The sequence below is a fragment of the Brevundimonas sp. P7753 genome (genome assembly GCF_013386595.1).
Taxonomy (GTDB): domain Bacteria; phylum Pseudomonadota; class Alphaproteobacteria; order Caulobacterales; family Caulobacteraceae; genus Brevundimonas; species Brevundimonas bullata.
The window spans coordinates 1-1,026 of the sequence record NZ_JACARP010000196.1; the positions used below are offsets into that span (position 1 = coordinate 1).

2 protein-coding genes are annotated in these 1,026 nt (G+C 64.5%); one reads left to right on the top strand and one right to left on the bottom strand.

Translation table 11 applies throughout. The annotated features are described in order from the left end of the window. Nucleotides 1–35: 35 nt before the first annotated feature. A complete protein-coding gene (locus tag HX774_RS19020) occupies nt 36–224 on the bottom strand; it encodes a hypothetical protein (protein ID WP_178828976.1) in 189 nt (62 codons plus the stop codon). A gap of 193 nt (nt 225–417) precedes the next feature. On the opposite strand from HX774_RS19020, the gene HX774_RS19025 reads away from it, so the two are divergent. After that, on the top strand, nt 418–972 hold the full coding sequence (locus tag HX774_RS19025; RefSeq protein WP_218650534.1) for a glycoside hydrolase family protein: 555 nt from the start codon (nt 418–420) through the stop codon (nt 970–972). Nucleotides 973–1,026 lie beyond the last annotated feature (54 nt).

A 1,026-nucleotide genomic window follows, 5' to 3' on the forward strand; every position in this document is an offset into this window, starting at 1 on the left:
TGAGATCGCTAAAGCGAAGTCAGAAGCAGGCTGACCTATTCGCCGGCGACCTTCATGCAACGCGCCCGAATCTGCGCCGTCGTGGCCTTACCACCCAGCGTGAAGACGTCTGACTGGGTGTAGCCCTCATCGAGCAACGCTTTGCACACCTCGCTTGGAACCCTGAACTTGCCGGAGGCGGCCAGTTCAAAGGCCCGTTCCATGATCGGTTTCATGGTCAGCATTTCGCCAACTCCCTCATCACTAAGAGGGCACGCTGCCACAAGCGCACGCCGTGCGCACCCCTGGTGCGGCCCGTTCCTGAGCCATCGCAAGAAGGTTCGGGACAGGCCGCTGCGCCCCGAGCCGCTTTAGGGCGCTCTCATCTAACGCCGGCCGATAGCGGTCGTTTCCCCACAATCTGAACTGGAGACCGACATGTCCAAGTCGCTGTTCGATGCCGTGCGCGCTATCGCCGGGCGCGGCCTGACGCAAGCGGAGGTCGACCGCATCAACGCCGCCCTGCCCCGCGACACGTCCATGGGAAATCCCATAGACCCTAACGACGCCCTGCTGATCAAAGAGCTAGAGCGCGACGAAGGCCGGGTCTTGCATGCCTATCAGGACAGCCTCGGCTTCTGGACCATCGGCATCGGCCGGCTGATCGACAAGCGCAAGGGTGGCGGCATCACCAACGCAGAGGCCGACTACCTGAAAGCCAACGACATCGCCCGGTTCAAGCGAGACCTCGACCGCCACGCCCCCTGGTGGCGGACCCTCGACCCCGTCCGCCAGCGTGTCGTTCAGAACCTCGCCTTCAACCTTGGCGCTGACGGCCTGGTCAAGAAGTGGCCGAACACCGTCGCCATGATCCAGAAGGGCGACTACGCGGGCGCCGCCGAGGCCATGCGCGGCAACGGCGTCTGGATCGGACAGGTCAAGGATCGCGGTCGGCGCCTGGCGACCATGATGGAAACGGGGCGCGCGGCATGATCGCCCTCGCCCTCCGCATCGGCCGCACCTTCCCGCCCCGCATATGGCTGCTCT

Excerpts from the sequence above, each read along its gene's own strand:
- HX774_RS19020 (WP_178828976.1), bottom strand. The coding sequence starts at position 224 with ATGCTGACCATGAAACCGATCATGGAACGGGCCTTTGAACTGGCCGCC.
- HX774_RS19025 (WP_218650534.1), top strand. The coding sequence starts at position 418 with ATGTCCAAGTCGCTGTTCGATGCCGTGCGCGCTATCGCCGGGCGCGGC.